The organism is Amycolatopsis silviterrae (assembly GCF_042684085.1).
Classification (GTDB): Bacteria; Actinomycetota; Actinomycetes; order Mycobacteriales; family Pseudonocardiaceae; genus Amycolatopsis; species Amycolatopsis silviterrae.
Window position 1 is genome coordinate 56,558 of sequence record NZ_JBHUKS010000038.1, and the last position, 22,264, is coordinate 78,821.

Here is a 22,264-nt window from a genome sequence, read left to right on the forward strand (position 1 = left end):
TGTGCAACCCGACCTGGACAAAGTGTTCAAGGCGCTGGCCGATCCGACCCGCCGGTACCTGCTCGACCAGCTGCGCGAGGACAACGGGCAGACGCTGGGCGAGCTGTGCCGCCGGCTGGAGATGACGCGGCAGTCCGCGACCCAGCACCTGTCCGTGCTGGAGGCGGCGAATCTGGTGAGCAGCGTGCGCCGGGGCCGGGAAAAGCTGCACTACCTGAATCCGGTGCCGCTGCACGAGATGCAGGAGCGGTGGGTGGACCGGTTCGAGCAGCCGCGGCTGCGGGTGCTCAGCGCCGTCAAACGTCGAGCAGAGGAAGCCATGAAACCGAGCTTTGTGTACGTGACTTACATCGAAAGCACGCCGGAAAAGGTGTGGCACGCGCTCACCGACCGCGAGCTGACCGGGCAGTATTGGGGCCACTACAACGAATCCGACTGGAAGGTGGGTTCGCGGTGGGCGCACGTGCGGACCGACGGGTCCGGAGTGGCCGATGTCGAAGGCGAGGTGATCGAGGCGGTCCCGCCGAAGCGCCTGGTCACCACCTGGTTCGACCCGAACGGCCCGAAGGACCAGGAGCCCTCGCGCGCGACGTTCGAGATCGAACAGCACGAGGGCATCGTCCGGCTGACGGTGACGCACGAGGACCTGCCCGACGAGAAGGCGCACCAGGACGTGTCCGGCGGCTGGTCGGCGGTGCTGTCGAACCTGAAGTCGCTGCTGGAGACCGGGCACGTGCTGCCGCAGGCGCCGTGGGAGATGCCGTGACCGCCGCGGGCCGCCGGGAATAGATCCGCGGCCGGGTTCGTTGGGGCCTTGTGAGTGCCGGTTTTCCACCGGGTGACCACTCGCGAGGCCCCTTTCAGTTGTGCGGCCGGATCGGATGCGCTACTCTCACCGCATACCCCAGGAAGTCGGCCCCGCCGCCCCGGGGTTCCGCCCCCTCCGCCAGCGTGAGTTCACGCGACGAGGATCGGGCGTCTCTCCCGAAGCCCGTCGCCTGACCCGCTTCGCCGCATCCGGCGGTCCGCGTTCCCGCGTCGACCGCCACGGCCGCTCAAGGAGCCACAAACCATGACACAGCAAGGAATTCTCGACATCCACGGCAAGACCGCCACACTGGGCTACACCCCCGGCGGTCCCACTGTCCCGCTCTCGCTGATCCGCACGCACAGCCTGCGCCGCGGCGACGAACTCGTCCTCTCCGAGGGCGAACTAGTCTCCGTCAACGGCCGACCGCCCGGAGAAAAGCGCCCCGATTTCGACAAACTCACCCCCATTCACCCGAACCAGCGACTAACCCTGGAAACCAGCAGGCACCAGCTCACCACGCGTGTCCTGGACCTGGTCGCACCGCTGGGAAAAGGTCAGCGCGCCCTCATCGTCGCCCCGCCGCGCACCGGTAAAACCACTGTGCTGCAAGCGATCGCGCAAGCGGTGGCGGTCAACCACCCGGAGGCGCACCTGATGGTGCTGCTCGCCGACGAGCGCCCCGAAGAGGTCACCGACATGACCCGCTCGGTGCACGGCGAGGTCGTCGCGTCCACTTTCGACCGCAAGCCCGCCGAACACACCGCTGTCGCCGAACTGGCCTTGGAACGCGCGAAACGCCTGGTCGAAACCGGCCGCGATGTCGTGCTGCTACTGGATTCCCTGACCCGCCTGGGTCGCGCGTACAACCTGGCAGCCCGCACGTCCGGCCGCATCCTGTCCGGCGGCGTCGACGCCAGCGCGCTGCACCCGATGAAGAAAATCCTAGGCGCAGCAAGGAACATCGAAGACGGCGGCTCGCTCACGATCATCGCCACCGCACTGGTAGGCACGGGTTCGCTGGCGGACACGGTATTCTTCGAGGAACTCAAAAGCACCGGAAACTCGGAACTCCGCCTGGACCGCACTCTCGCCGACCACCGCGTATTCCCCGCCGTAGACTTCTTCGGCTCCGGCACCCGCCGCGACGAACTGATCGTCCCGCCGCAGGAACTGGCCGTGATGAACGAGGTCCGCCGAGCACTGGCCACCCAGGACCCGAAGCGGGCCGCGGAACAGTTCCTGGAACAGGTCCGCACGACTAGGTCGAATGCGGAGTTCGTCGCCAGGGTGAACGCTTCGCTGGCGGTGCCGTCCACTGTGGCCGCTTGAGTGGAGACTGAACGCCTCCGGCTTTCGCCGATCGGCCCACATCTGACCGACGCGCTGTATCGCCTGCATCTGGATCCCGGCATCGCCCGCTGGTACGGCGAATGGACCCGCGCCGAAGCGGAGGCTCGCGCCGCGGAGATCGGCCGAAGCTGGCAACGCGACGGCGTCGGCAAATGGCTGGCCCACCACCGGCAGTCCGGAGAACTCCTCGGCCGTGGCGGATTGTCCTATCAGGACGTCGATGGCGCACGACGGCTGGAGATCGGCTGGGCGGTACGCGAGGCACACTGGGGAAGCGGCTACGCAACCGAAATCGGCCTCGCTGGCCTGGCGCTCGCGCGAGAACTAGGCGCGAAGGAAGTCGTAGCCTTCACCGAGGTGCACAACGTGCGCTCCCGCGCGGTGATGGAACGTCTCGATTTCACGTACTGCCACGACTTCCTCCATCGCGGCGAACCGTTCGCCCTCTACGCAATCTCCCTCGGCGACTAAGCCTCCGTTTCCGAAACGGAATCGCACGTCTTCGCGCGGGCACGTGTCACGGCACCGTAACCAGCCACCGATCCGAACGCCGCCGCAAATACCCCCACCAATACCCCGCCGAAACCACCAGCACCCCCGCCGTAATCGCCAGATCCAGCAGGCTCTGCGACACCAGCACGTACCCCAGCGCCAGCACCACCACGACCGGCACCACCGGCCACCCCGGCATTCGCCACACTCGCGGGCGCCGGTGAGCCGGTCGTCGCGCCCACAGCACGCTCACCGAAATCGCCAGGTACAGCGCCACCACGGCCACCCCGGTCACACCGCTCAGCGTTTCCACTGGCACGAAACACAGCACCGCCTCCGAAACGCCGACCACGAGCGTCGCCACCCAAGGTGCGCCGAACCGAGGGCTCACCACACTCAGCGCGCGATTCACCGGAGCCGGCCAAGCGTGATCCCGCCCGGACGCATACAGCACGCGCGAATTCTGGATCACCATCACGATCACCGCGTTCACGATCGCCGCCGCGATGCACAGGCTTACGATCGTGCCGAACGTCGAACTGCTCCAGCTCACCACGAGCGCGGTCAGGTCCAGGCTGCCGAGCGTCGCGAGATCCGGCACGCCCAGTGTGATCGCCACGACCGGCACCAGGATCACCACCGCGCTGATGCCGAGCGTCCACAGCACCGTCCGCGACACCGTCTTGTGCGGCTCCCGCATTTCCTCCGCCAGGTACACCGCGGTCGAGAATCCCTGCACCACGAACAACGCCACCGCCAGCCCGGCGATCACCGAAACCAGCGCGATCGGGTGCACGCCGTCGAGGCTGGGCCGCACCAGCACGGTCGCCGGGCGGTCGGCGTGCGCGAATCCGAGCACCGACACCACGATGATCGCCACGACCTCGATGACCAGGAAGATCCCGGTCAGCCAAGCGTTCGAGCGCAGGTTGACCAGGCCCATCCCGGTGGACGCCAGCATCACCAGCGCACCCGCCACCGACGGGTCGACGTGCACTGCCACTGCCAGGTAGTCGGCCACTCCGATCGCGATGATCGGCGGCACCACCAGGATCACGATGAAGGACAGCATGAACGTGATCCAGCCAGCGAAGCGGCTGACCACCGTCGTCACCATGGCGTACTCGCCACCCGAACTCGGGACCAGCGTGCCGAGTTCGGAGTAACAGAACGCGATCCCGACGCACAGCAGCACGGCGAGCCCGATGGCCAGTGCGGTGCCGGTGCCGAGCGCGCCGAACAGCGGCGGGACGAGAACGAACAGCGACGACGCCGGCGTCACGCAGCTCAGCGTCAGCAGGGTGCCGCCGCCGACGCCGATCGATCTGGTCAGCGAGCGGGGCGCGGGCGAACCGGCGGCGGTGCCGGTCTGGACGGGGACCGGATGAGGCGGCATGGGGATCCCTCCGTCGGCGGCGCTGGAATTCGACGGATGGAACAGGACGGGTTTGCCGTTGTCAACGCCGCAAAGACGACGAAATCCGTTGTCCGGGACCCGAGTGGACGGTCCATCTGGGCACTGTGGACCCCTGTTCGCCACGGTCCGGCTTGCCCGCTCGGGGTCGGACCCGCGATGATCCCGAGATGCAGAGCCAGGACCCGAACCGGCCCGCGCCGCCGGTGGTCGACGACATCTCGAAGCAGATCATCGCCCAGTTGCAAGAGGACGGACGGCGGCCGTACGCCACGATCGGCAAAGCGGTCGGACTGTCCGAGGCGGCGGTCCGGCAGCGGGTGCAGCGACTGTCCGATTCGGGCGTCATCCAGATCGTGGCGGTCTCGGATCCCTTGCAGATCGGGCTTTTCCGTCAGGCGATGGTCGCGATCACGGTCGACGGCCCGCTCGATCCGGTCGCCGACGCACTGGCCGAAATGGACGAAATCGAGTACGTCGTGCTCTGCGCCGGCCGCTTCGACGTGCTGTGCGAAGTGCTGTGCGCCGACGACGAGGCGCTGCTCGACGTGATCTCCAACCGCATCCGGACGCTGCCCGGAGTGCGTACCGCGGAGACGCTCGTGTACCTCAAGCTGCGGAAGCAGTCGTACCAGTGGGGCTCGCACCGGCGGTGACGACGAAATCCGAAGGTCTATCCCGATGAGACTGCTGAAATTAGTCGTTGTGGGTGGTGCCGACGACTGATCTGCTTGCCAACTGGTGTCGGCTCGTGCGATAACCGAGAAGTCCGGCCGGTGCGCCACGGTGCGTGCCGGCAGCTTCGAGGCCCGTTTCGAGGAGCCATGACCACGACCGCCGAACCCGCCGGGAGCACCACCGGCTCGGGCACTGCCGCACGCGACAACCTCTGGCTGCACTTCACCCGCCACAGCCGCGCCGACACCGCCGACATCCCGGTGATCGTGCGCGGCGAAGGCGCCTACATCTGGGACGACACCGGCAAGCGCTACCTCGACGGCCTCGCCGGGCTGTTCGCCGTTCAGGTCGGCCACGGCCGGGAGGAACTGGCCGAAGCCGCGGCGCGGCAAACGAAACAGCTCGCCTATTTCCCGCTTTGGGGCCACGCGCATCCGCCCGCGCTCGAACTGGCCGAACGTCTCGCGGACGCGTCCCCGGGCGACCTTAACCGCGTGTTCTTCACCGTCAGCGGCGGCGAATCCGTGGAAACGGCGTGGAAACTCGCCAAGCAGTACTTCAAGCTGACCGGGAAACCCACAAAGCACAAGGTGATCAGCCGCGCGCTGGCGTATCACGGCACGTCGCAGGGCGCGCTGTCCATCACCGGAATTCCGGGCGCGAAAGCCGATTTCGAGCCGCTCGTGCCGAGTACGATGCGCGTGCCGAACACGAACTTCTACCGGGCGCCCGAACACGCTGACGACTACGAGGCGTATGGCCGCTGGGCCGCCGACCAAATCGAGCAGGCCATCGAATTCGAGGGCGCGGACACCGTCGCCGCGGTATTCCTCGAACCCGTGCAGAACACCGGCGGCTGTTTCGTCCCGCCGCCGGGCTATTTCGCGCGGGTGCGCGAGATTTGCGACAAACACGACGTACTGCTCGTGTCCGACGAAGTGATCTGCGCGTTCGGCAGGCTCGGCTACGACTTCGGGGCCAAGCGCTACGGCTACCAGCCGGACATCATCACTACCGCGAAGGGCCTGACCTCGGGATACGCGCCGCTCGGCGCGGTGCTCGCGAGCGAGAAGCTGATGGAGCCGTTCGCCGGCGGCGAGGCGACCTTCATGCACGGTTCGACCTACGGCGGCCACCCGGTTTCCTGTGCGGTCGCGCTGGCCAATCTCGACCTCATCGAACGCGAGAACATCTACGGCCATGTGCTGGAAAAGGAAACCGCCTTCCGGGCGACCCTCGACCGGCTGACCGATCTGCCGATCGTCGGCGACGTGCGCGGCACCGGTTTCTTCTACGGGATCGAACTCGTGAAGGACAAAGCGACCAAGGAGACCTTCACCGCCGAGGAATCGGAACGGATTCTGCGCGGCTATCTCTCGAACGCGCTGTTCGAGGGCGGTCTCTACTGCCGCGCCGACGACCGCGCCGAGCCGGTGGTGCAGCTGTCGCCGCCGTTGATCTGCGACCAGCCGCAGTTCGACGAGATGGAGCAGATTCTCCGCGAGGCGCTCACCGGAGCGTGGAAATTGCTCTGACCGAAATTCGGCTGTTCACAGCGCGATGAGGCCCGCGTCTGTCGGCTTGAATCCGCAGGCGTCGAAGTAGAACGTCCGCAGGTCGTCATCGAAGTCGACGTGCAGCCATTCGCACTGCGCTTCCCTGGCGCCTCGGACTGCTGCGGCGACAAGTCCGGCGCCGATTCCGAACCGGCGAAGATCAGTCCGGACCAGCGTGTCCAGGATGAAGGCGTGGACCCCGCCGTCCCACGCGACGTTGACGAAACCGACCAGGTCGCTGTCACGCCGAGCGCAGACCCAGCCGAGACTGTGCCGGTGGACCTGCGCGAGCCAGTCGATGTCCAGGACCGGGTGGTCGAAGCCTTCGGCGTGCAGCGCGTTGAGGGTGGTGTTTTCGAATCCGCCGCGCCATTCGTAAATGATCTTCATGTCGCGAGGATAGGCCGTCCGTGAAGGTTCCCTTCACGGACGGCCGGGTCCCGCTACGCTGATCTTCGTTGCCTACCAACGGGAGGAAGCGCGTGGCGCAGTGGAATGACCTGGTCGCCTACATCAGGCAGGCTTACAAGGTGATCCGGGACGACCCGGGCGAAATCCGGATCCGGGTCCTGTTCGGCGACGACGCGGAGACGACGGGGCGGGCGCAGGTCGTGGTGATCGCCCGCGAGATCTTCGACCAGCGCGAGGACTGGGTGCAGATCGCGACCCCGTTCGCCCGGGTGGACGAGGTGGATCTGCACGCCGTGCTCACCGAGGTAGGCCAGTCGCTGGTGGTCGGCGGGCTCGTGGTGATGGGCGAGCACGTCGTGCTGCGGCATTCGCTGCCGCTGCTGAACCTCGACCTCAACGAGTTCACCGATCCGCTCGAACTCGTCGCCGGTTCGGCCGAGCTGCTGGAACAGCAGTTCACCGGCCGTGACGACTACTGAGCCGCGCAGACCCCGAAAAAGCGGGCCCTGATCCGATCAGGGCCCGCTTTTTCGCTGGCTCAGTACAGCTGCGTAACCGGAGCCCTCGGACCGTCCATCCTGGACTGAACGCTCGGCTCGACCGCCGGGCAATGCTTGCCGCGACCGGGGTTCGTGCCGTCGATCAGGAAGGAGTCGGCGGTGTCGATGACGCACTGGCTCTTCTTGAAGTACGCCCCGTGGCCCCAGCCCTCGTAGGTGACCAGCGGCGCGCCGGACTGCCGCGACGCCTGCACCGCCCAGCTGTACGGCGTGGCCGGGTCGTAGCGGCTGTTCAGCAGCAGCATCGGCACGCCCGGCCGGACCGACAGCGGATGCTGCGGGTTGCGCACCGGGCCCGGCCAGCTCGCGCACCCGGCCGCCGCGCTCCAGCCCAGCGGCGAGAAGTGCAGGTCAGGCGACACCTTCGCGAGCGCGCGACGGTAGCTGTCGAGCTGCGGGTAGCTGGTGACCGGCAGCCGCCAGTCCGAGCAGAAGATGCTGGTGAACGGGTTCGGAATGGGAAGGTCGTCCTTGGCGAAGGACGCCTCGGCCGGCTTCCCGTCGCGCAGGTCGACCATGCTCTTCGCGAGCTTGCCCCAGGTGGGGCCGTAGAAATTCTGCGAGACGAGCCCGACGAGCGCCATCGGGTCGAGCTTGTCGTCCGGCGTGCCGAGGTCGCCGCGTTCGGCGCGGGCGTACAGGCCGGCCATCACCGCGCTGACGTCCTGGCCGTGCAGCGTGCACGACGTCGTCCGGTCGCACCAGTCGGAGAACTGCTCGAACAACTCTTGCGTGGCCTGGGTTTCCGTCTTCAGGAACTCCCAGGTGCTGCGGATCGAGTGGTCCATATTGCTGTCGAGCACGAGCGCGCGCACCCGGTCCGGGTACGCCTCGGCGTACTGCTGGCCCATCAGCGTGCCGTAGGAAACGCCGTAGTAGGTCAGCTTCTCGTCGCCGAGAGCGGCGCGGATCGCGTCCATGTCGCGCACCACGCTGCGAGTGTCGGAATGGGTGGCGAGCGGGCCGGTGATCCGCTCGCAGCTGCGCCCGAGCGCGCGGTTGTACGCGAGCAGCTGCCGGAATTCGGCGGAATCCTTGGGCAGCACCGGATTCTTCGCGGTGATCTCGTCGAGCCCGCACTTGATCGCGGTGCTTTCCCCGACCCCGCGCGGATCGAACCCGACGGTGTCGAACCGCGCGGCGACCTTCGGCGACAGCGACCAGCCGCCCTGCACCTCGCCCGCGCCCGCACCGCCCGGCCCGCCGGGATCCATGAGCACCGAACCGATCCGGTGCGCGGGATCGGTGGCCTTGCGCCGCGCGAGCGCGATCTGGACGGTGCCGTCGCCGGGCCGGTCCCAGTCGAGCGGCACGGTGAGCTTCCCGCATTCCACGCCCTGCCCGGTCGGGCACGGCTTCCAGTCGATCGGCGCGGCCGCGGCGCTCGCCGGCGCCGCGGTGAACAACGCCGTCGCCGCGCTGACCGCGGTCGCGGCGGCGGCCAGTTTCCTGCCCAGACCCAATGCCCTGCCCCTTCGGCGTGAACTGGAGACGTCCGAGTCCTCGATCTTGCCAGAAGGTGACCGGTGCCACTAGTGCGGGTTTAGTGTCCTTTGTGGACTGTTCGAGTGCTCGCCAGATGCACCTGGAAGGCAAGCGGAATCAGTCCATCGGGGCCGGCCAGCGCGGGAGCTTCGGCGAAAAAGGCGGTTTTCAGCTTCCGGGAGGCGGATTCGCCGAGCGGGAAGAGGTTGTAGGTGACCGAAACGAAGTCCCAGACCTGCTCGAGCGACCCGCTGAGGTCGATCTCCTCGGTGCGCCACCGCACCGGGGCGAATCCGGCCGGGGCGAGGATTTCGTCCAATCCGGCCTGGTTCCGGGCGCGCTTGTCGCCGAGCCGGGGAAGCTGCTGCTCGGCCGGGACTTCGGCGAGGATTTCCCGGAGCAGCTTGCCGAACAGCGCGTACGCCTCGTCGCCCGCGGGCCCGCCGCCGAGCACAAGCGCGAGCTGCCCGCCTGGCCGCAGGACGCGCGCCAGCTCCGCGGCGACCTGGTCGATTTCGGACATCAGCATGAACGCCATGTGCGACACGCACGTGTCGAACGTGTTGTCCGCGAACGGCAGCTGCTGCGCCCGTCCCTCCACCACCGTCGCGAAACGTTGTCTGGCCAGCGCCAGATCCGCGCTCGACAGGTCGATCCCCGTCGCCGGATATCCGCGCCTGGTAAGCAGGTCAAGCAGGAATCCGTCGCCGCAAGCCAGGTCGAGCACGCGTCCGGCACCGGTGATCTCGTCGCACAGCAGCTCGTAGCTCGACCGCCCGTCCGCGCTTCGCCCGCTGCCGAAACTGCGCGAGGTAACCGCCGGATGGCTTGCGTGGAAGGCACGAAAGAAGGTTTCTCGCCCAGACCTCGTCACTCTCCCAACTTACGCACCGGCGCGGAAACCCGCTCGCTCTTTGTAGAATCGCCGGATGGCTGACGTGGTTCCCGATCGGCGCGAGGCCGAGGTCTGGTGTGCCTACCAGCGCGTGCAGCGGGTGCTCGGGAGCGCGCTCGACCGCCAGCTGGAGCGCGACGCCGGCATCTCCGGGGCCGATTACGCCCTCCTCGTCCCGCTCGCGAACGAGCCCGCCGGCGTGCTGCGGATGCGGGAACTCGGCGCGCTCGTCGAATGGGACCGCAGCCGGTTGTCGCATCACGTGAGCCGGATGTGCAAGCGCGGGCTGGTCACGCGGGAGAACTGCACCGAGGACGCGCGCGGGGCGAACGTCCGGCTCACCGACGCCGGGCGCGCGGCGGTCGCGGCGGCGCGGGAGCAGCACGGCGAACTCGTCCGCCGGTATTTCTTCGACCAGGTCACCGGTCCCGAGCTGGAGCTGCTCGGCCGTGTCTTCTCCCGGATGCTCACCCGGCTGGCCGAGGACTGACCGAGGCCGTCAGCGCTCCGTGCGGGCGCGGTAAGCGGTGCGCCGCAGTCTTGCGGCATCGCCTACCGACCCAGGGGAGCAGAGATGACCAGCAAGACCGTTCTCGTGTCCGGCGCCAGCGTCGCGGGCCCGTCCGCCGCCTACTGGCTGCACCGCTACGGCTATTCGGTGACCGTCGTCGAGGCCGCGCCGCAGCTGCGGCCGGGCGGGCAGGCGGTCGACTTCCGCGGCGAGCAGATGAAGCTCGTCCGCGCGATGGGCCTGCTCGACGACCTGCGGGAACACGAGACCGCGCTGCGCGAGCAGGTCCAGCTCGACGCGTCCGGGCAGCCCGCCTTCACCCTGCCCAGCGGGTTCACCAACGGCGAGCTGGAAGTCCTGCGCGGCGACCTCGCCCGCGTCCTCTACGACCACACCAAGGACTACACCGAGTACGTCTTCGGCGACCGCGTCACCTCGCTCGCTGAGACCGCCGACGGCGTCGACGTCACCTTCCGCCACGGTGCTCCGCGCCGGTTCGACCTGGTCGTCGGCGCGGACGGCATCCACTCCGGCGTGCGGACGGCCGCGTTCGGCCCGGAGACGAAGTTCCGCACCGACCTCGGCTACCACGTCGCCGGCTTCACCGCGCCCAACCACCTCCGCCTCGACCACGCCGGCCTCCTCTACAACGAGCCCGGCCTCGGCGCGATCGTCACCAGCCACCGCGACCCGGGGACGGTCACCGTCGGCCTCACCTTCCGCGGCGACCCGGACGGGTACGGCCGCCCCGACCTGGCCCGGCAGAAGGACATCGTCACGACGGTCTTCGCCAACGCCGGCTGGGAACTTCCGCGGCTGCTCACCGCCGTCGCCGACGCGCCTGACCTGTACTTCGACACCGTCGGCCAGATCAAGCTCGACAGCTGGTCGGCTGGCCGGGTCGTGCTGCTCGGCGACGCCGCCTGGTGCGCCGGGCCGGGCGGGTCCGGCACCGGTCTCGCGATGATGGGCGCGCAGGTGCTGGCTGGGGAACTCGCCGCGGCCGGCGGCGACCACACGACCGCGTTCGCCCGCTACGAGCAGCGGCTGCGCAAGCCCGCCCGCGTCGGACAGCGCAACGGTGCCGGTTCGGGCGACTTCCTGGTCCCGGCCACCGAGGAGAAGCTGCGCAAGCGCAATCAGATGTACCGGCGGCTGTCCGGCCCCATCGGCCGCCGCGTCTTCGAGTACATGGGCAACCGCGCGGCCAACGCGGTCAAGTTCCGCGAGTACCCGCAACCTCGCGCGCACGCCTTGCCTTGACGCTGAGGAGAAGGTTTAGCGTCGAAGACATGCGGATCGGCGAACTAGCCCAACGGGCCGGGACCACCACGCGGGCCCTGCGGTTTTACGAGGCGCAGGGCCTGCTCCCCGCGGCGCGCGCGGCGAACGGCTATCGCGAGTACGACGAGGACGACCTGCGGCTGGTCACTGAAATCCAGACGCTGCGCACGGTCGGGTTCAGCCTCGACGACACCCGCCCGTTCGTCGACTGCCTCCGTACCGGCCACGACGCGGGCGACGAGTGTCCAGCCTCAGTCGAGGTGTACCGGCGGAAGCTGGCCGAGGTCGAGGCCTGTATGCGCGACCTCGCTGCGGTCCGGGCCGCCTTGCTCGACAAGCTTGCCGCCGCCGCTACGCGCCCGGCTGACCCATGCACTGCCGAACCCGAGGAGTCCCGATGACCACCGACGCCACCTTCGCCGCCGAAGTCCTGGAGCACGACCAGCCCGTCCTAGTCGATTTCACCGCCGACTGGTGCCCGCCGTGCCGGATGATCGCGCCGGTGCTCGCCGAGGTCGCCGCGGAACGGCCCGGGCTCACCCTGCGCGAGCTGAACACCGACGAGAACCCCGAAACCATGCGTGCCTACCAGGTGATGGCGCTGCCGACGCTGATGGTGTTCCGCGACGGCGCTCCGGTGGCGAAGTTCGTCGGTGCCCGGCCGAAGGCGAAACTTCTCGCGGAATTGGACGATCTTCTGGGCTGAACCGGTGGATTTCCGCGTTTGCCCGGTGGCCTGGTGACGGAACAGGTACAAAGAGTGCACGACTTCGGGGAGCCGTGCCATGACCGCTTTCGTGCGCTCTTACCTGTTCCTCCGCCGCGCCATCGGGGTGCTCGGGATCCTGCTGCCGATCGTCGTGATCGCCGGCAAGCAGCTGCTGGAGGGCGGCGGCTTGCTCGGTTCGCTCAGCGGCTATTACTACAGCGATCTCCGCAACGTCTTCGTCGGCACGTTGTGCGCGATCGGCGTGTTCCTGATCGCCTACCGCGGTTACGGCCGCGTCGACGACATCGCGGCCAACGTCGCCGCGATCGCCGGCATCGGCGTCGCGCTGTTCCCGACCCAGCCGGTCTCGCCGACGCCCACCGAGCACGCGATCGGCGTCGCGCACCTCGTGTTCGCCGCGGTCTTCTTCCTCACCCTCGCGTTCTTCTGCCTCTTCCTGTTCACCAAGGCCGACGGCGCGCCGACCAAGCGCAAACGCTCGCGCAACGCCGTCTACCGGACCTGCGGCATCGTGATGCTCGCGTGCCTGGTGCTGATCGTCGTCAACGGCTTGTTCTTCAGCGCTGCCACCGCGGACCTGCATCCGACGCTCTGGCTGGAGTCGCTGGCGGTGTTCGCGTTCGGGTTCGCCTGGCTGACGAAGGGCCAGACGTTGCTGGGCGACCAGCAGCAGGCTCAGCCGAGCTTGCCGTAAGCCTCCGAAACCTGGGTGAGCCAAGCGACCTCGGCGGCGAACGTCTTCGCGTCGTGGTCGTCGAACGCGCCGTTGTCCTGGCTTTCCGCCGGGGTCACGCCGGAGGTCTTCGCCTCGAGCGCCTGCCGGATCTTGCGGGCCTCGGCCATCGCCTGGTCGCCGTCCGGGGTGTCGGCGCGGTCCATGTACGGCCGCAGCGCGCGCCAGCCGTCGCGGATCTCGATCACCCGGCGGTGCAGCCGGTAGTGCAGGTCCGACCAGCGCCGGTCGGTGTCGCCCGCGGTCGGCGGCTCGAGCGCGATGTCCGGCGAGGATTCGTACAGCGAATGCCACAGCGGGTAGAGCGCGCGGTAAGAACGGTAGTTGCGCCGCCACCGCGCGACCGACGACACGTGCTCGCCCCACGACGGCATGGTCAGCCCGAACGACACGATCGCGATGCCCACCGCGCTGAACACCGACGGCAGGATCGCCCACGCGCCGAGATGCCAGCCGAGGATCGGGCTCACGATGTTGAGCGCGCGCGTGGCGCAGTAGAGGAACAGCACGACCGCGCCGACCGCCAGCGTCCGCAACGTCCGGCGCAGCCACACCCTCGACGTGCTCCGCGCGTACGGCAGGCACTGCAGGTAGATCGTCACGCACGGCACTGCCTGCGAAATGATGAACAGCAGCAGATACGTGAGGATCACCGGGTCGCTGCTGCCCACCGCGAACGCGGTCCCCGGCGTGCCGGGCTTGTTGCCGATGAAGAACAGCGCGATCAGCACCACGAAAAGGGCCGCGCCGGAAAAGATCCACGCCCGGATCGGCGTGCGGATCTCCGACGGCGGATTCGCCCACAGCATCAGCAGCAGCTGCGCGCTGATGCAGTACGCGACCGCGGCCAGGTGCAAGATCAAAATGGCCAGATTGGGCACCCCGAACAGCGAGCCGATGCTGAGCGAGATCGCGCCGAGGGTGAAGGTGACGCACTGCAGGATCAGCGTCGTCATCAGCACGATGTAGGCCGGGTCGCGCCACGAGCGGCGCATCGAGAAAAGCTTGTACAGCAAGGCCGCGTACGAGGAGACCGCCGACAACGAGAACAGGATGATCTTCAGGGTGTTCACTCGCGCCCCCGGAATGCGGTCAGCGCCCGGCGGGCGGAACGGTGTGCGGGGCGGCGTTGGCGGAAGTGTCCACGATCGGCGACCATACACCACCGCGAGTGACGGAACTAGGGCCGGAAAACTGGTCCTGGCCTGGGGTAATTCCGAGTGGACAGCCGGTGTCGGCGGCCTGCTCGAGATCCGCTGGTGCGGACTGGCCGGTGAACGGCGGGCGACCGGGTCGTGAACGGCCGCAACGGGATGCGCCGCTGGCTAGGGTGTCGGCCATGGCTCTTCAGGTGGTGATCGGGTTCGGACCGGCGGGAGCGGCCACGGCGGCGCTGCTGGCCGGGCGCGGGGAACGAGTCCGGGTGATCGGCCGTTCGCCGAGGGATGACGAACCGGGGCTGGAGCACGTCGCGCTCGACGCCGCTGACCAGGCCGCGCTCGTCGAGGCGACCAAGGGCGCGGCGGCGATCTACAACTGCGCGAGCCCGCCGTATCCTCGGTGGGCGACCGATTGGCCGCCGCTGCAGGCCTCGATCTGTGCCGCGGCCGAGGCGAACGACGCGCTGCTCGTGTCGCTGGGGAATTTGTACGGCTACGGGCCGGTCGACGGTCCGCTCACCGAGAATCTGCCGCTCGCGGCAACCGGGACCAAGGGCAGGGTCCGGGCTTTGCTGTCCGAACAGCTGCACGCATTGCACGACGAGGGCCGGATCCGGATGGTCGAGGTGCGCGCCTCCGATTTCTTCGGTCCCGGAGTGACCGACGGCGGCCATCTCGCGGCCCGCGTCGTGCCTAACGTGCTGCGTGAACAGAAGGTGCAGGTGTTCGGCGATCCGGACGCCCCGCACAGTTGGACGTACATTCCCGATGTCGCGCGGACCCTGGTCGCGGCCGCGCGGGAAGAAAAGGCGTGGGGCCGGACGTGGCATGTGCCGACTGGTCCGCCGCGGTCCGCTCGCGTGATGGTGGCGATGCTGTGCGAGGCGGCCGGAGTCGCTCCGGTGGCTGTGCAACGCCTTTCCCCGGCGTTACTGCGGGCGGGCGCGCTTGTTTCGCCGATGTTACGCGAGCTGCGGGAGGTCCGCTACCAGTTCGACCGCCCGTACGTGCTCGATTCCCGTGCGGCGCAGGAATGTTTCGATATCACGCCGACGAAGGAGAAAGATCAATTCGCCGAGACGGTGATCTGGTGGCGTGATCGCTTGGCTACCGTGAGTTGAGTTCTCTGTGCATTCCTCTGCAAATTGCCCAATGCCCTTGAAAAACCGGGTAAGAACGGGCAATCTCGGTGTCGACTGGGTGGGGATCGGCACGAGGAAGTCATGCCATGGGGTCTGTCAGATCTGGGTGGGAAGAATCCGAAAATAACCAGGACATCGCCGTTGTCGGAATGGGCTGCCGTTTTCCGGGAGCGCGCAACGTCAACGAGTACTGGGATCTGCTGAGCGAGCCCAAACCGCAGTTTCGGCGAGTGCCGGATTCGCGGTGGCGGCGCGAAGCGTTCTACAACGACGATTTCCGGGACAGCGCGGCGGTCTACTCGGACCGGATGGCGCTGCTCGACGGCGTCGGGGACTTCGACGCCGGGCACTACAAGATCCCGCCGCGGCGGGCCAAATCGCTCGACCCGCAGCATCGGCTGCTGGTCGACCTGACCCGCGAGGCGCTGCAGGACGCGGGCTGGGAGGCCGAGGGGTTCGACCGCGACGACACGTCGGTGATCATGTCGCTCAGCGACAGCGGCTACCGCGACATGAGCACCTTGCACCTGCGGCTCAAGCAGCTGATCGGCGGCGAGTTCGGCCGTCCCGGCGATCCGGCGATGGCCGAGGCGGCGTCCGCGGTCAGCGGGCTGCACGCCACCGCGATGGCCGGGCTGCTGCTGAACATGGGGCCGAGTTCGATCAGCAACGTCTTCGACCTGCACGGGGAGAGCTACGCGCTCGATTCGGCCTGTTCCGGCGGGCTCACCGCGGTGGCGAACGCGGTGTTCGCGCTGCGCGCGGGCCGGTGCCGGATCGCGGTCGCCGGCGGCGCGCAGCTGATCCTGGCCCCGGACCTGTTCGTGGGCCTGTGCCGGATCGGCGCGATCTCGCGCACCGGCGAATGCCGTCCGTTCGACCGCCGGGCCGACGGCTTCGTGCTCGGCGAGGGGGCCGGGGTGCTGGTGCTGCGTCCGCTGGCGGACGCGCGGGCGGCGGGCGACCGGGTGTACGCGGTGATCCGCGGCGTCGGGCTGTCCAACGACGGCACGGTGAAGGGCGGCATGATGCCGCAGGAATCCGGCCAGCTGCTGGCGCTGCGCCGGGCCTACAAGGACGCGGGGGTCGACCCGGCGTCGGTCGGCTTCCTGGAGGCGCACGGCACCGCGACCGCGGTCGGCGACGACGTGGAGATCAGCGCGCTGACCGAGCTGCGCCGCGGCGCGGAAACCTCCGCGTATCTCGGGGCGGCGAAGTCGGTCGTCGGCCATTCCCTTGGCACCGCTGGCATCGCCGGGCTGATCAAGTCCATTTTGGCCGTCCACAAGGGACAGATCCTGCCGCAGCCGGAGTTCGAGGCGGCCGAGCATCTGCCGCTGCGGGACGCCGGGCTCCAGGTGGCCGGGCGGGTCACGCCGTGGGAGAGCGACGGACCGCGCCGCGCCGGAGTGAGCGCGTTCGGCTTCGGCGGCTCCAATGTGCACGTGGTCGTCGAGGAGGCGGCGCAGGAAACTCCGGGTGCGGAGACGCCCCGGCTGCTGCTGCTCACCGCACGGGACCGGGCCGGGCTTGCGCGGCACGCCCGTGAGATGGCCGAAACGCTCGCTCGCGAGAACCCGCCGCTGTCCGCGGTCGCGGGCACCCTCGCCCGACGGACGCTCTTCCCGGAACGGCTGGCGGTTGCCGCGGACGACATCGCGGACGCGGTCGCCAAGCTGGTCGACGCGTCGGTCGCGCTCGAATCCGGGCAGTCCGGCGAGCTGGAGCCGGGCGTCTTCGCCGGCGTCGTGTCACCGGGGGAGGAGCAGGTCGAGGACGGCGCACCGGCGGAGCTGGCTCCGCGCGCGGTGACCGGCACAGGGCTCCGACCGGTCGCCGACGGCCTGCCGCGCTGCACGCTGCCGCCGAGCCCGCTCAGCCCGCGCCGGCACTGGGTCGTCGACGACGTGAAGCTCGCCAAAGCGCAGACGCTGGAGCCGCTCGGCGCCACCGCCGCGCCGGTCGAGGAGACGGAAGAGACGACGTCCGCGCGGGACGTCCTGGCTGTCGTGCTCGAAGAAGTCGCGCGGACGACAGCGTTCCCGGTCAGCGAGCTGTACGCCGGGCAGCTGCTCGTGGACGACCTCGGCTTCGACTCGCTGATGCTCACTGAGCTGGAAGGCCGGCTGCGCAAGCGGTTCCCGGGCCTGCCGTTGGACGTCGAGCAGTCCGGGGTGCTGACGGTGGGCGCGGTCGCCGGGATGATCGCTCCCGCAACAGCTTTGGTGCCCGCCGCGGCTCCGGTGGCCCCTCCGGCTCCGGCGTGGGACCCGGCGAGTGCGGCCATCGAGGAGTTCCCGGAGGCTGCGGCGATCGAGGCGCGGTTGAAGGAGTTCGAGGGCCTCGGCGTGCCCAATCCGTACTTCCGCAAGCATCAGGGACGGATGGACGCCACGACGTCGGTTTCCGGGCGGGAGTATTTGTCCTTCTCCAGCTACAACTATCTCGGACTGGCCGGGCATCCGACGGTCACCGCGGCGGTGCATGAGGCTGTCGAGCGTTATGGGACTTCGGTTTCTGGCAGCCGGTTGCTCGCTGGTGATCGTGACTTGTCGCGTGACTTGGAAACGGAGCTGGCTGCTTTCCTCGGTGTCGAGGACAGTCTGGTGCTGGTGAGCGGGCACGCGACTAACGTTGGGGCGATTGGACATCTGGTCGGGCCTGGCGATCTGATCGTGCATGATTCGCTGGCGCACGACAGTATTCTGCAGGGGTGTGCGCTGTCCGGGGCTACGCGGCAGCCGTTTCCGCACAATGACACTGCGCGGCTGGAGGACGTGCTGCGCCGGTCTCGGTCGCGGTTCCGGCGGGTGTTGATTGTGGTCGAAGGCGTTTACAGCATGGATGGCGATGTTGCTGATCTGCCTCGTCTTATTGAGTTGAAGCGGCGTTATGGGGCGTTGCTGATGGTGGATGAGGCGCACAGCATCGGCACGATGGGGCCGCGTGGGGCTGGGATCGGGGACCATTTCGCGGTTGACCGGTCCGGGGTTGATCTGTGGATGGGGACGTTGTCCAAGTCGCTGGCCGGGTGTGGGGGGTATCTGGCCGGGTCGGCTCGGACGGTGCGGTGGTTGCGGTATTCGCTGCCCGGGTTTGTTTACAGTGTGGGGATTACGCCGGGTAATGCTGCTGCTTCCCTTGCCGCGCTTCGGGTTTTGCAGGAGGAGCCGGAGCGGTTGGTGCGGTTGCGGGACAATTCCCGGTTGTTTTTGCGGTTGGCCACGGAGATTGGGCTGCCGACCGGGTCGGCTGGGGATACGCCGATTGTGCCTTGTGTGGTGGGGGATTCGGATACGACGTTGAGGCTGGCTACCGCGTTGTATGAGCGGGGGGTCGTGGTCGATCCGATTTTGTATCCGGCGGTGGAGGAAGTGCAGGCTCGGTTGCGGTTTTTCGTGACCAGCGAGCATCGGGAGGATCAGATTCGGTACGCGGTGGGGACTGTGGCTACGGAGCTGGCTCGGTTGCGGGGGCGGTGAGGGGGTCTGCTCGTCGCCTGGCGGCGACATCGCGGGCTGTCTGGCGTGGGGCACCCCGAAGCCAATTGTGACGACGGTCTGAGGGTGCTTGTCAAGGCGGGAAAGATGCCTTGACAAGCACCCTCAGACCGCATTTGGGCTTCGTATCGGGGTGCGGGGGTGGTGTGGGTGCGCTGGTGGGTTGGGTGCGTGGGCGGCGGTTCTCGTTGGGGTGGGGCTAGCGCCCCAATGTGGCATTGGGTGCGTCGCATGCACCCAATGTGGCGTTGGTTGCGTCAGATGCACCGAACGCCACATTGGGTGCGTTCCGGCGGGCGGGGGCGGTCCGTGAAGGACTCCTTGAGGGAATCTGGGTCTGTGAAGGGGCCCCTCACGGACTCCGGGCGGTGGCGGTGGGTCGTGAGGGGAACCCTGAGGGAATCAGGGTCTGTGAAGGTGGCCCTCACGGACCTGCGCTCGCTCGGAAGGGTGCGGGCTAGAGGAGGGATCGCTCGATGCGGTCCATCGGTTTTTCCCCTGCCTTCGGGGTTTCCGCGATGGGTTTCGCGGGGGTGCCCATGCGTTCGGACAGCAGGAAGGCGATGATCTCGGCTTCCTGCTCCTGTGCGTCGTCGTAGGTGGCGCGCATCAGCATGTCCCGGACGATGTCCGGGTCCAGGTTGGGGAACAGCGAGCGGGCGCTCTCGTCGTCAAGGAGACCCGAGCCGCGATGACAGCAGATGATGTGACCCAGCTCGTGCAAGATGATGTGCTCCTGGTGCGCCCCGGTGGTGTTGGCGTCGAAGAAGATCAGGTCCTCGCCCCGTGCGGCTACCCACATGCCGCACGGGTGTGACGCGGGCATCGGCAACGGCACCAGAGTGATCGGCCGTTCGCGGATCTCGCCAAGGCGCGCGCAGAGCGTGGCCAGGTCGTATTTCGGCGGAAGGTCGAGTTCGGCGATCCGCTGGGCGCCTTCGTCTCGCATCCGGCGCAGCTGTTCGCGCCGTTGCGGGGCTTCGGACGGGGTGCCGGTCACCGCGCCGCTTCGTCCGTGACCGGGGGCAGCCCCTGCATCTTGCGGTATTGGTCCATGATCGTGGTGATCGCCTGGAGGTTTTCCTCGCGCATGCCCGCCGCGCGCATCGCGACCGCGCGGACGCCTGCCTGGCGCATCGCCTCCACCGCGGCCAGCTCGGACAGCACGGAGCCGGCGACCTCGTCGTCGAAGAAGTACGCGACGGACACGCCGAAGAATTTCGCCAGTGCGGCAAGCAGTTCCTGGGAGGGATTGGTCCGTTTGCCGGTGCGCAGCTGCGACAAGTACACCGAGCCGACCTTCAGCTCCGGCGAAACCCGCTTCAGTTCGGCTGCCACCTCGGCGTTCGTCCAGTGTCTTCCCTGCGGGCGGACGGTGCGGAAGAGGTCGTCGAGTCTGGAGGCCAGGGTGGGCCGGGCATCCTCCGGCCGGGTGTCTTCGGACATGCTGCTACGCCCCTCCAGTTGCAGCTGATTGCTCTCAGCTAAGGCGACTATCTCAGATTAGCTCACAGTTGACAATCGCCGGAGGCCTCCACAAGACTGTGCCTCGACGAGATAGCTGGTGGCTAACTCGCCAACATCCGGGCAGGGCGGCAGGCGTAGTACCGGCCCGGGGCGACGCTGGGGGTGTCGCCCCGCTCGGTCCGCCGGGGCCGGGCCCGGAGGCAGCGCATCTGACCGCGGACTGCCTCCGGGCCGGGCGCACTGCGCGCATTCGCCAGGCCGGAAAGTCGCTGCCAGCACTGTGATCGCGCATGGTTTGCGGGAGGTACCGGCGGATTGCGGGACTGGTTGGCACGGCGGTCGCGGGTGGTTTGCGGAGGTGTCAGCGGACCTGGTCGGCGCGGCGGTCGCGCACGGTTGGCGGAAGTGTCGGCGGACTGCGGAGCTGGTCGGCGCGGCAGTCGCGGATAGTTTGCGGAGGTGTCAGCGAACTGGGGCATTGGTCGGCACAGCGGACAAGTGCGCGCGGACGTCAACGGGACTGGGCTTACGGTGCCGGTGGTCTAGCCATCGCCCACCGGCACCGCGACCGACACAAAGATCTCGCGGAGAGGGTCAGCGAACCGCTTCCGGGCCGGCGAGCTGCGCCCACTCGGCCGCCCACCGCGCCGCGCGCCGGTGGTCCAGCACTCGCCGCGCCACCCAGAACGCGCCGGCCAGCACCGCGACCACGCACAGCCAGCAGAAGGCCGCGACGAGCACGCCGTTGGTGACCGCGTCCGCGTGCGTCAGCGGGGCGGTGGTCTGCTTGCCGGAGTTGTCGAGCCAGATCTCGGTGGTCGAGCCCTCGGTCGCGGAAGCGCTGGGCACCGTGATGACACCGGTCCGCTGCGCGCCGTTCGGCGGCTTCCACACCGCGTTCACGCGCGCGGTGTTGGCGATCGGCGCGCTGTCGCCGACGGATGCGGCCGGCTGCGCCGCGGTCGTGAGCACCGTCGCGGTCACCTGGTGCCGGGACTGCAGCTGCGCTTCGGATGCGGCGGTCTCCGCGGCGATGTCCGCGCTGCCGATCGTCATGGCGAACGGAATCGCGACGAGCGCGATCAGCGTGGCGATCGCGGCGAGTACGCCTTCGATCCGATCCGACCGGCGAACGAGCGGGTTGCGCACGGCGCCGAGCCGTCGGAGCAATCGTTTACCAGGGTGTGGTGGTCTGCCTGCCCGAGTCCTGTTCCGCATGGCTCCCATGGTCCTCTTTCGCGCGCGCGAGCGCTGTGTCCCGCACAACGTTTTTCACGTTTTTCCTGGGGATCCGGTGTGTTCCTGCTTACCTCCGGGGCCGGGGTTTACCCATGTGGGTGACGTCGAGCGGGGGTTGCCGCCCGAGGAGTGGTCCAGGCCAATGCCTCGCGGGGCTGGGTGCCTTGCTGGGAGCCGGATGTCTGGTTCGTACGGTTCGCCTTGGGCGGTAAGCGATCTTGCGGTCCGGAACGCGGGCGGCTCGGACAGGCGTGCCTGTCCGAGCCGTCGCGAAATCGCAAAGCCTGGAACAATCCCGATATCCGAGAAGAATTCAGTCGACGAGCCGAATCGTCGCGGTCGAGCTGTGCGTCCGCCGCCGGGTGACTCCGTGTTCGGCGACTATTCCGAGTTGGATGCTGCGATCGGCGGGCGCCCAGTAGCCCGTGCGCACGAAATAACCGTCCATTGTGCAGAGCCGGTTCGCGCTCTTGCGGGAACTGATCGATTCCCAGCCCCATTGCCGTCCGGTCTCCTCGACGCCGTTGCGCCGCACGTGCAGCCGCGGGTTCCCGATCTCCCGGCAGTACGCGCTGCCGTCGGCGATGTACAGCACGCCGTCGATCTTGTAGAACCGCTTGCCGTCCAAAAGGCTCACCTGGCCGGACAGGGTGAAGTGCACCCGGCCGCCATTGGCCCCGTCCATCGTCCAGTCGAGACAGAATTCCTTCGTCGGAACCTCGAGCGACTGGGTCATGGCCGTATCTCCTTTGCTCGCATGCCGGAGCGTCCAGGAAAATATAAGGAAAAAACGCGTTCCCGGCAGGTATCGGGAACCATTTTCACCCAAAGAGGCCCGGCGACCAC

General features: G+C 68.2%; 22 protein-coding genes. 13 read left to right on the plus strand and 9 right to left on the minus strand.

The genetic code is table 11. The features are described 5' to 3' along the window. Position 1: 1 nt before the first annotated feature. From ACFSVL_RS43910 to ACFSVL_RS43920, 3 genes are all read left to right on the plus strand, one after another. Complete coding sequence (locus ACFSVL_RS43910; RefSeq protein ID WP_378313680.1) at positions 2-766, plus strand: ArsR/SmtB family transcription factor; 765 nt, start codon at positions 2-4, stop codon at positions 764-766. Between the two features lie 306 nt (positions 767-1,072). Next, positions 1,073-2,140 (plus strand): transcription termination factor Rho, encoded by a 1,068-nt coding sequence (gene rho / locus ACFSVL_RS43915; protein WP_378313682.1) that lies wholly within the window; start codon positions 1,073-1,075, stop codon positions 2,138-2,140. Next, on the plus strand, positions 2,141-2,632 hold the full coding sequence (locus ACFSVL_RS43920; protein WP_378313683.1) for a GNAT family N-acetyltransferase: 492 nt from the start codon (positions 2,141-2,143) through the stop codon (positions 2,630-2,632). It abuts the gene before it with no gap. A gap of 46 nt (positions 2,633-2,678) precedes the next feature. On the opposite strand, the gene ACFSVL_RS43925 is transcribed toward ACFSVL_RS43920, so the two are convergent. Next, positions 2,679-4,049, minus strand: coding sequence for an APC family permease (locus ACFSVL_RS43925; RefSeq protein ID WP_378313685.1), 1,371 nt, complete (start codon positions 4,047-4,049; stop codon positions 2,679-2,681). Positions 4,050-4,237: 188 nt separating this feature from the next. Between ACFSVL_RS43925 and ACFSVL_RS43930 the strand changes: the two genes are divergently transcribed. Both ACFSVL_RS43930 and ACFSVL_RS43935 read left to right on the plus strand, forming a co-directional pair. Further along, positions 4,238-4,723, plus strand: coding sequence for an Lrp/AsnC family transcriptional regulator (locus ACFSVL_RS43930; protein WP_377875728.1), 486 nt, complete (start codon positions 4,238-4,240; stop codon positions 4,721-4,723). 168 nt (positions 4,724-4,891) lie between these two features. Continuing rightward, positions 4,892-6,280, plus strand: coding sequence for an aspartate aminotransferase family protein (locus ACFSVL_RS43935; protein ID WP_378313687.1), 1,389 nt, complete (start codon positions 4,892-4,894; stop codon positions 6,278-6,280). Between the two features lie 15 nt (positions 6,281-6,295). Here ACFSVL_RS43935 and ACFSVL_RS43940 read toward each other — a convergent pair whose 3' ends face one another. Continuing rightward, entirely contained in the window at positions 6,296-6,691 is a 396-nt protein-coding gene (locus ACFSVL_RS43940) for a GNAT family N-acetyltransferase (RefSeq protein WP_378313689.1), read from the minus strand. 92 nt (positions 6,692-6,783) lie between these two features. On the opposite strand from ACFSVL_RS43940, the gene ACFSVL_RS43945 reads away from it, so the two are divergent. Further along, complete coding sequence (locus ACFSVL_RS43945; RefSeq protein ID WP_378313690.1) at positions 6,784-7,191, plus strand: hypothetical protein; 408 nt, start codon at positions 6,784-6,786, stop codon at positions 7,189-7,191. Positions 7,192-7,250: 59 nt separating this feature from the next. Here ACFSVL_RS43945 and ACFSVL_RS43950 read toward each other — a convergent pair whose 3' ends face one another. Next, positions 7,251-8,735, minus strand: a complete 1,485-nt coding sequence (locus ACFSVL_RS43950; RefSeq protein WP_378313692.1) for an alpha/beta hydrolase — start codon at positions 8,733-8,735, stop codon at positions 7,251-7,253. Between the two features lie 80 nt (positions 8,736-8,815). Further along, entirely contained in the window at positions 8,816-9,631 is an 816-nt protein-coding gene (locus ACFSVL_RS43955; RefSeq protein WP_378313694.1) for a class I SAM-dependent methyltransferase, read from the minus strand. A gap of 55 nt (positions 9,632-9,686) precedes the next feature. On the opposite strand from ACFSVL_RS43955, the gene ACFSVL_RS43960 reads away from it, so the two are divergent. The 5 genes from ACFSVL_RS43960 (at position 9,687) to ACFSVL_RS43980 (ending at position 12,871) form a co-directional block, all read left to right on the plus strand. Further along, positions 9,687-10,142: a MarR family winged helix-turn-helix transcriptional regulator gene (locus ACFSVL_RS43960; protein WP_378313696.1), complete on the plus strand. Its 456-nt coding sequence runs from the start codon at positions 9,687-9,689 to the stop codon at positions 10,140-10,142. A gap of 84 nt (positions 10,143-10,226) precedes the next feature. Then, positions 10,227-11,426 (plus strand): FAD-dependent monooxygenase, encoded by a 1,200-nt coding sequence (locus ACFSVL_RS43965; protein WP_378313698.1) that lies wholly within the window; start codon positions 10,227-10,229, stop codon positions 11,424-11,426. Positions 11,427-11,455: 29 nt separating this feature from the next. Further along, positions 11,456-11,848 (plus strand): MerR family transcriptional regulator, encoded by a 393-nt coding sequence (locus ACFSVL_RS43970; protein WP_378313700.1) that lies wholly within the window; start codon positions 11,456-11,458, stop codon positions 11,846-11,848. Further along, on the plus strand, positions 11,845-12,153 hold the full coding sequence (gene trxA / locus ACFSVL_RS43975; protein ID WP_378313702.1) for a thioredoxin: 309 nt from the start codon (positions 11,845-11,847) through the stop codon (positions 12,151-12,153). Before ACFSVL_RS43970 ends, trxA begins: the two co-directional genes overlap by 4 nt. A gap of 79 nt (positions 12,154-12,232) precedes the next feature. Next, entirely contained in the window at positions 12,233-12,871 is a 639-nt protein-coding gene (locus ACFSVL_RS43980; RefSeq protein ID WP_378313704.1) for a DUF998 domain-containing protein, read from the plus strand. Here ACFSVL_RS43980 and ACFSVL_RS43985 read toward each other — a convergent pair. Beyond that, complete coding sequence (locus ACFSVL_RS43985) at positions 12,853-13,983, minus strand: MAB_1171c family putative transporter (RefSeq protein WP_378313706.1); 1,131 nt, start codon at positions 13,981-13,983, stop codon at positions 12,853-12,855. The two genes, ACFSVL_RS43980 and ACFSVL_RS43985, sit on opposite strands and share 19 nt — an antisense overlap. Before the next feature lie 266 nt (positions 13,984-14,249). On the opposite strand from ACFSVL_RS43985, the gene ACFSVL_RS43990 reads away from it, so the two are divergent. Next, the gene (locus tag ACFSVL_RS43990; RefSeq protein ID WP_378313708.1) at positions 14,250-15,191 is read left to right on the plus strand and encodes an NAD-dependent epimerase/dehydratase family protein; all 942 of its coding nucleotides are present in this window, start codon (positions 14,250-14,252) and stop codon (positions 15,189-15,191) included. 107 nt (positions 15,192-15,298) lie between these two features. Then, positions 15,299-18,694 (plus strand): aminotransferase class I/II-fold pyridoxal phosphate-dependent enzyme, encoded by a 3,396-nt coding sequence (locus tag ACFSVL_RS43995; RefSeq protein ID WP_378313710.1) that lies wholly within the window; start codon positions 15,299-15,301, stop codon positions 18,692-18,694. A gap of 475 nt (positions 18,695-19,169) precedes the next feature. Here ACFSVL_RS43995 and ACFSVL_RS44000 read toward each other — a convergent pair whose 3' ends face one another. The 4 genes from ACFSVL_RS44000 to ACFSVL_RS44015 form a co-directional block, all read right to left on the minus strand. Next, complete coding sequence (locus ACFSVL_RS44000) at positions 19,170-19,712, minus strand: toxin (RefSeq protein WP_378313712.1); 543 nt, start codon at positions 19,710-19,712, stop codon at positions 19,170-19,172. Beyond that, positions 19,709-20,158: a helix-turn-helix domain-containing protein gene (locus ACFSVL_RS44005; protein ID WP_378313714.1), complete on the minus strand. Its 450-nt coding sequence runs from the start codon at positions 20,156-20,158 to the stop codon at positions 19,709-19,711. Before ACFSVL_RS44005 ends, ACFSVL_RS44000 begins: the two co-directional genes overlap by 4 nt. 615 nt (positions 20,159-20,773) lie before the next feature. After that, complete coding sequence (locus ACFSVL_RS44010; protein ID WP_378313716.1) at positions 20,774-21,328, minus strand: Rv1733c family protein; 555 nt, start codon at positions 21,326-21,328, stop codon at positions 20,774-20,776. 403 nt (positions 21,329-21,731) lie between these two features. Then, the gene (locus ACFSVL_RS44015) at positions 21,732-22,154 is read right to left on the minus strand and encodes a hypothetical protein (protein WP_378313718.1); all 423 of its coding nucleotides are present in this window, start codon (positions 22,152-22,154) and stop codon (positions 21,732-21,734) included. Between the last annotated feature and the right edge of the window lie 110 nt (positions 22,155-22,264).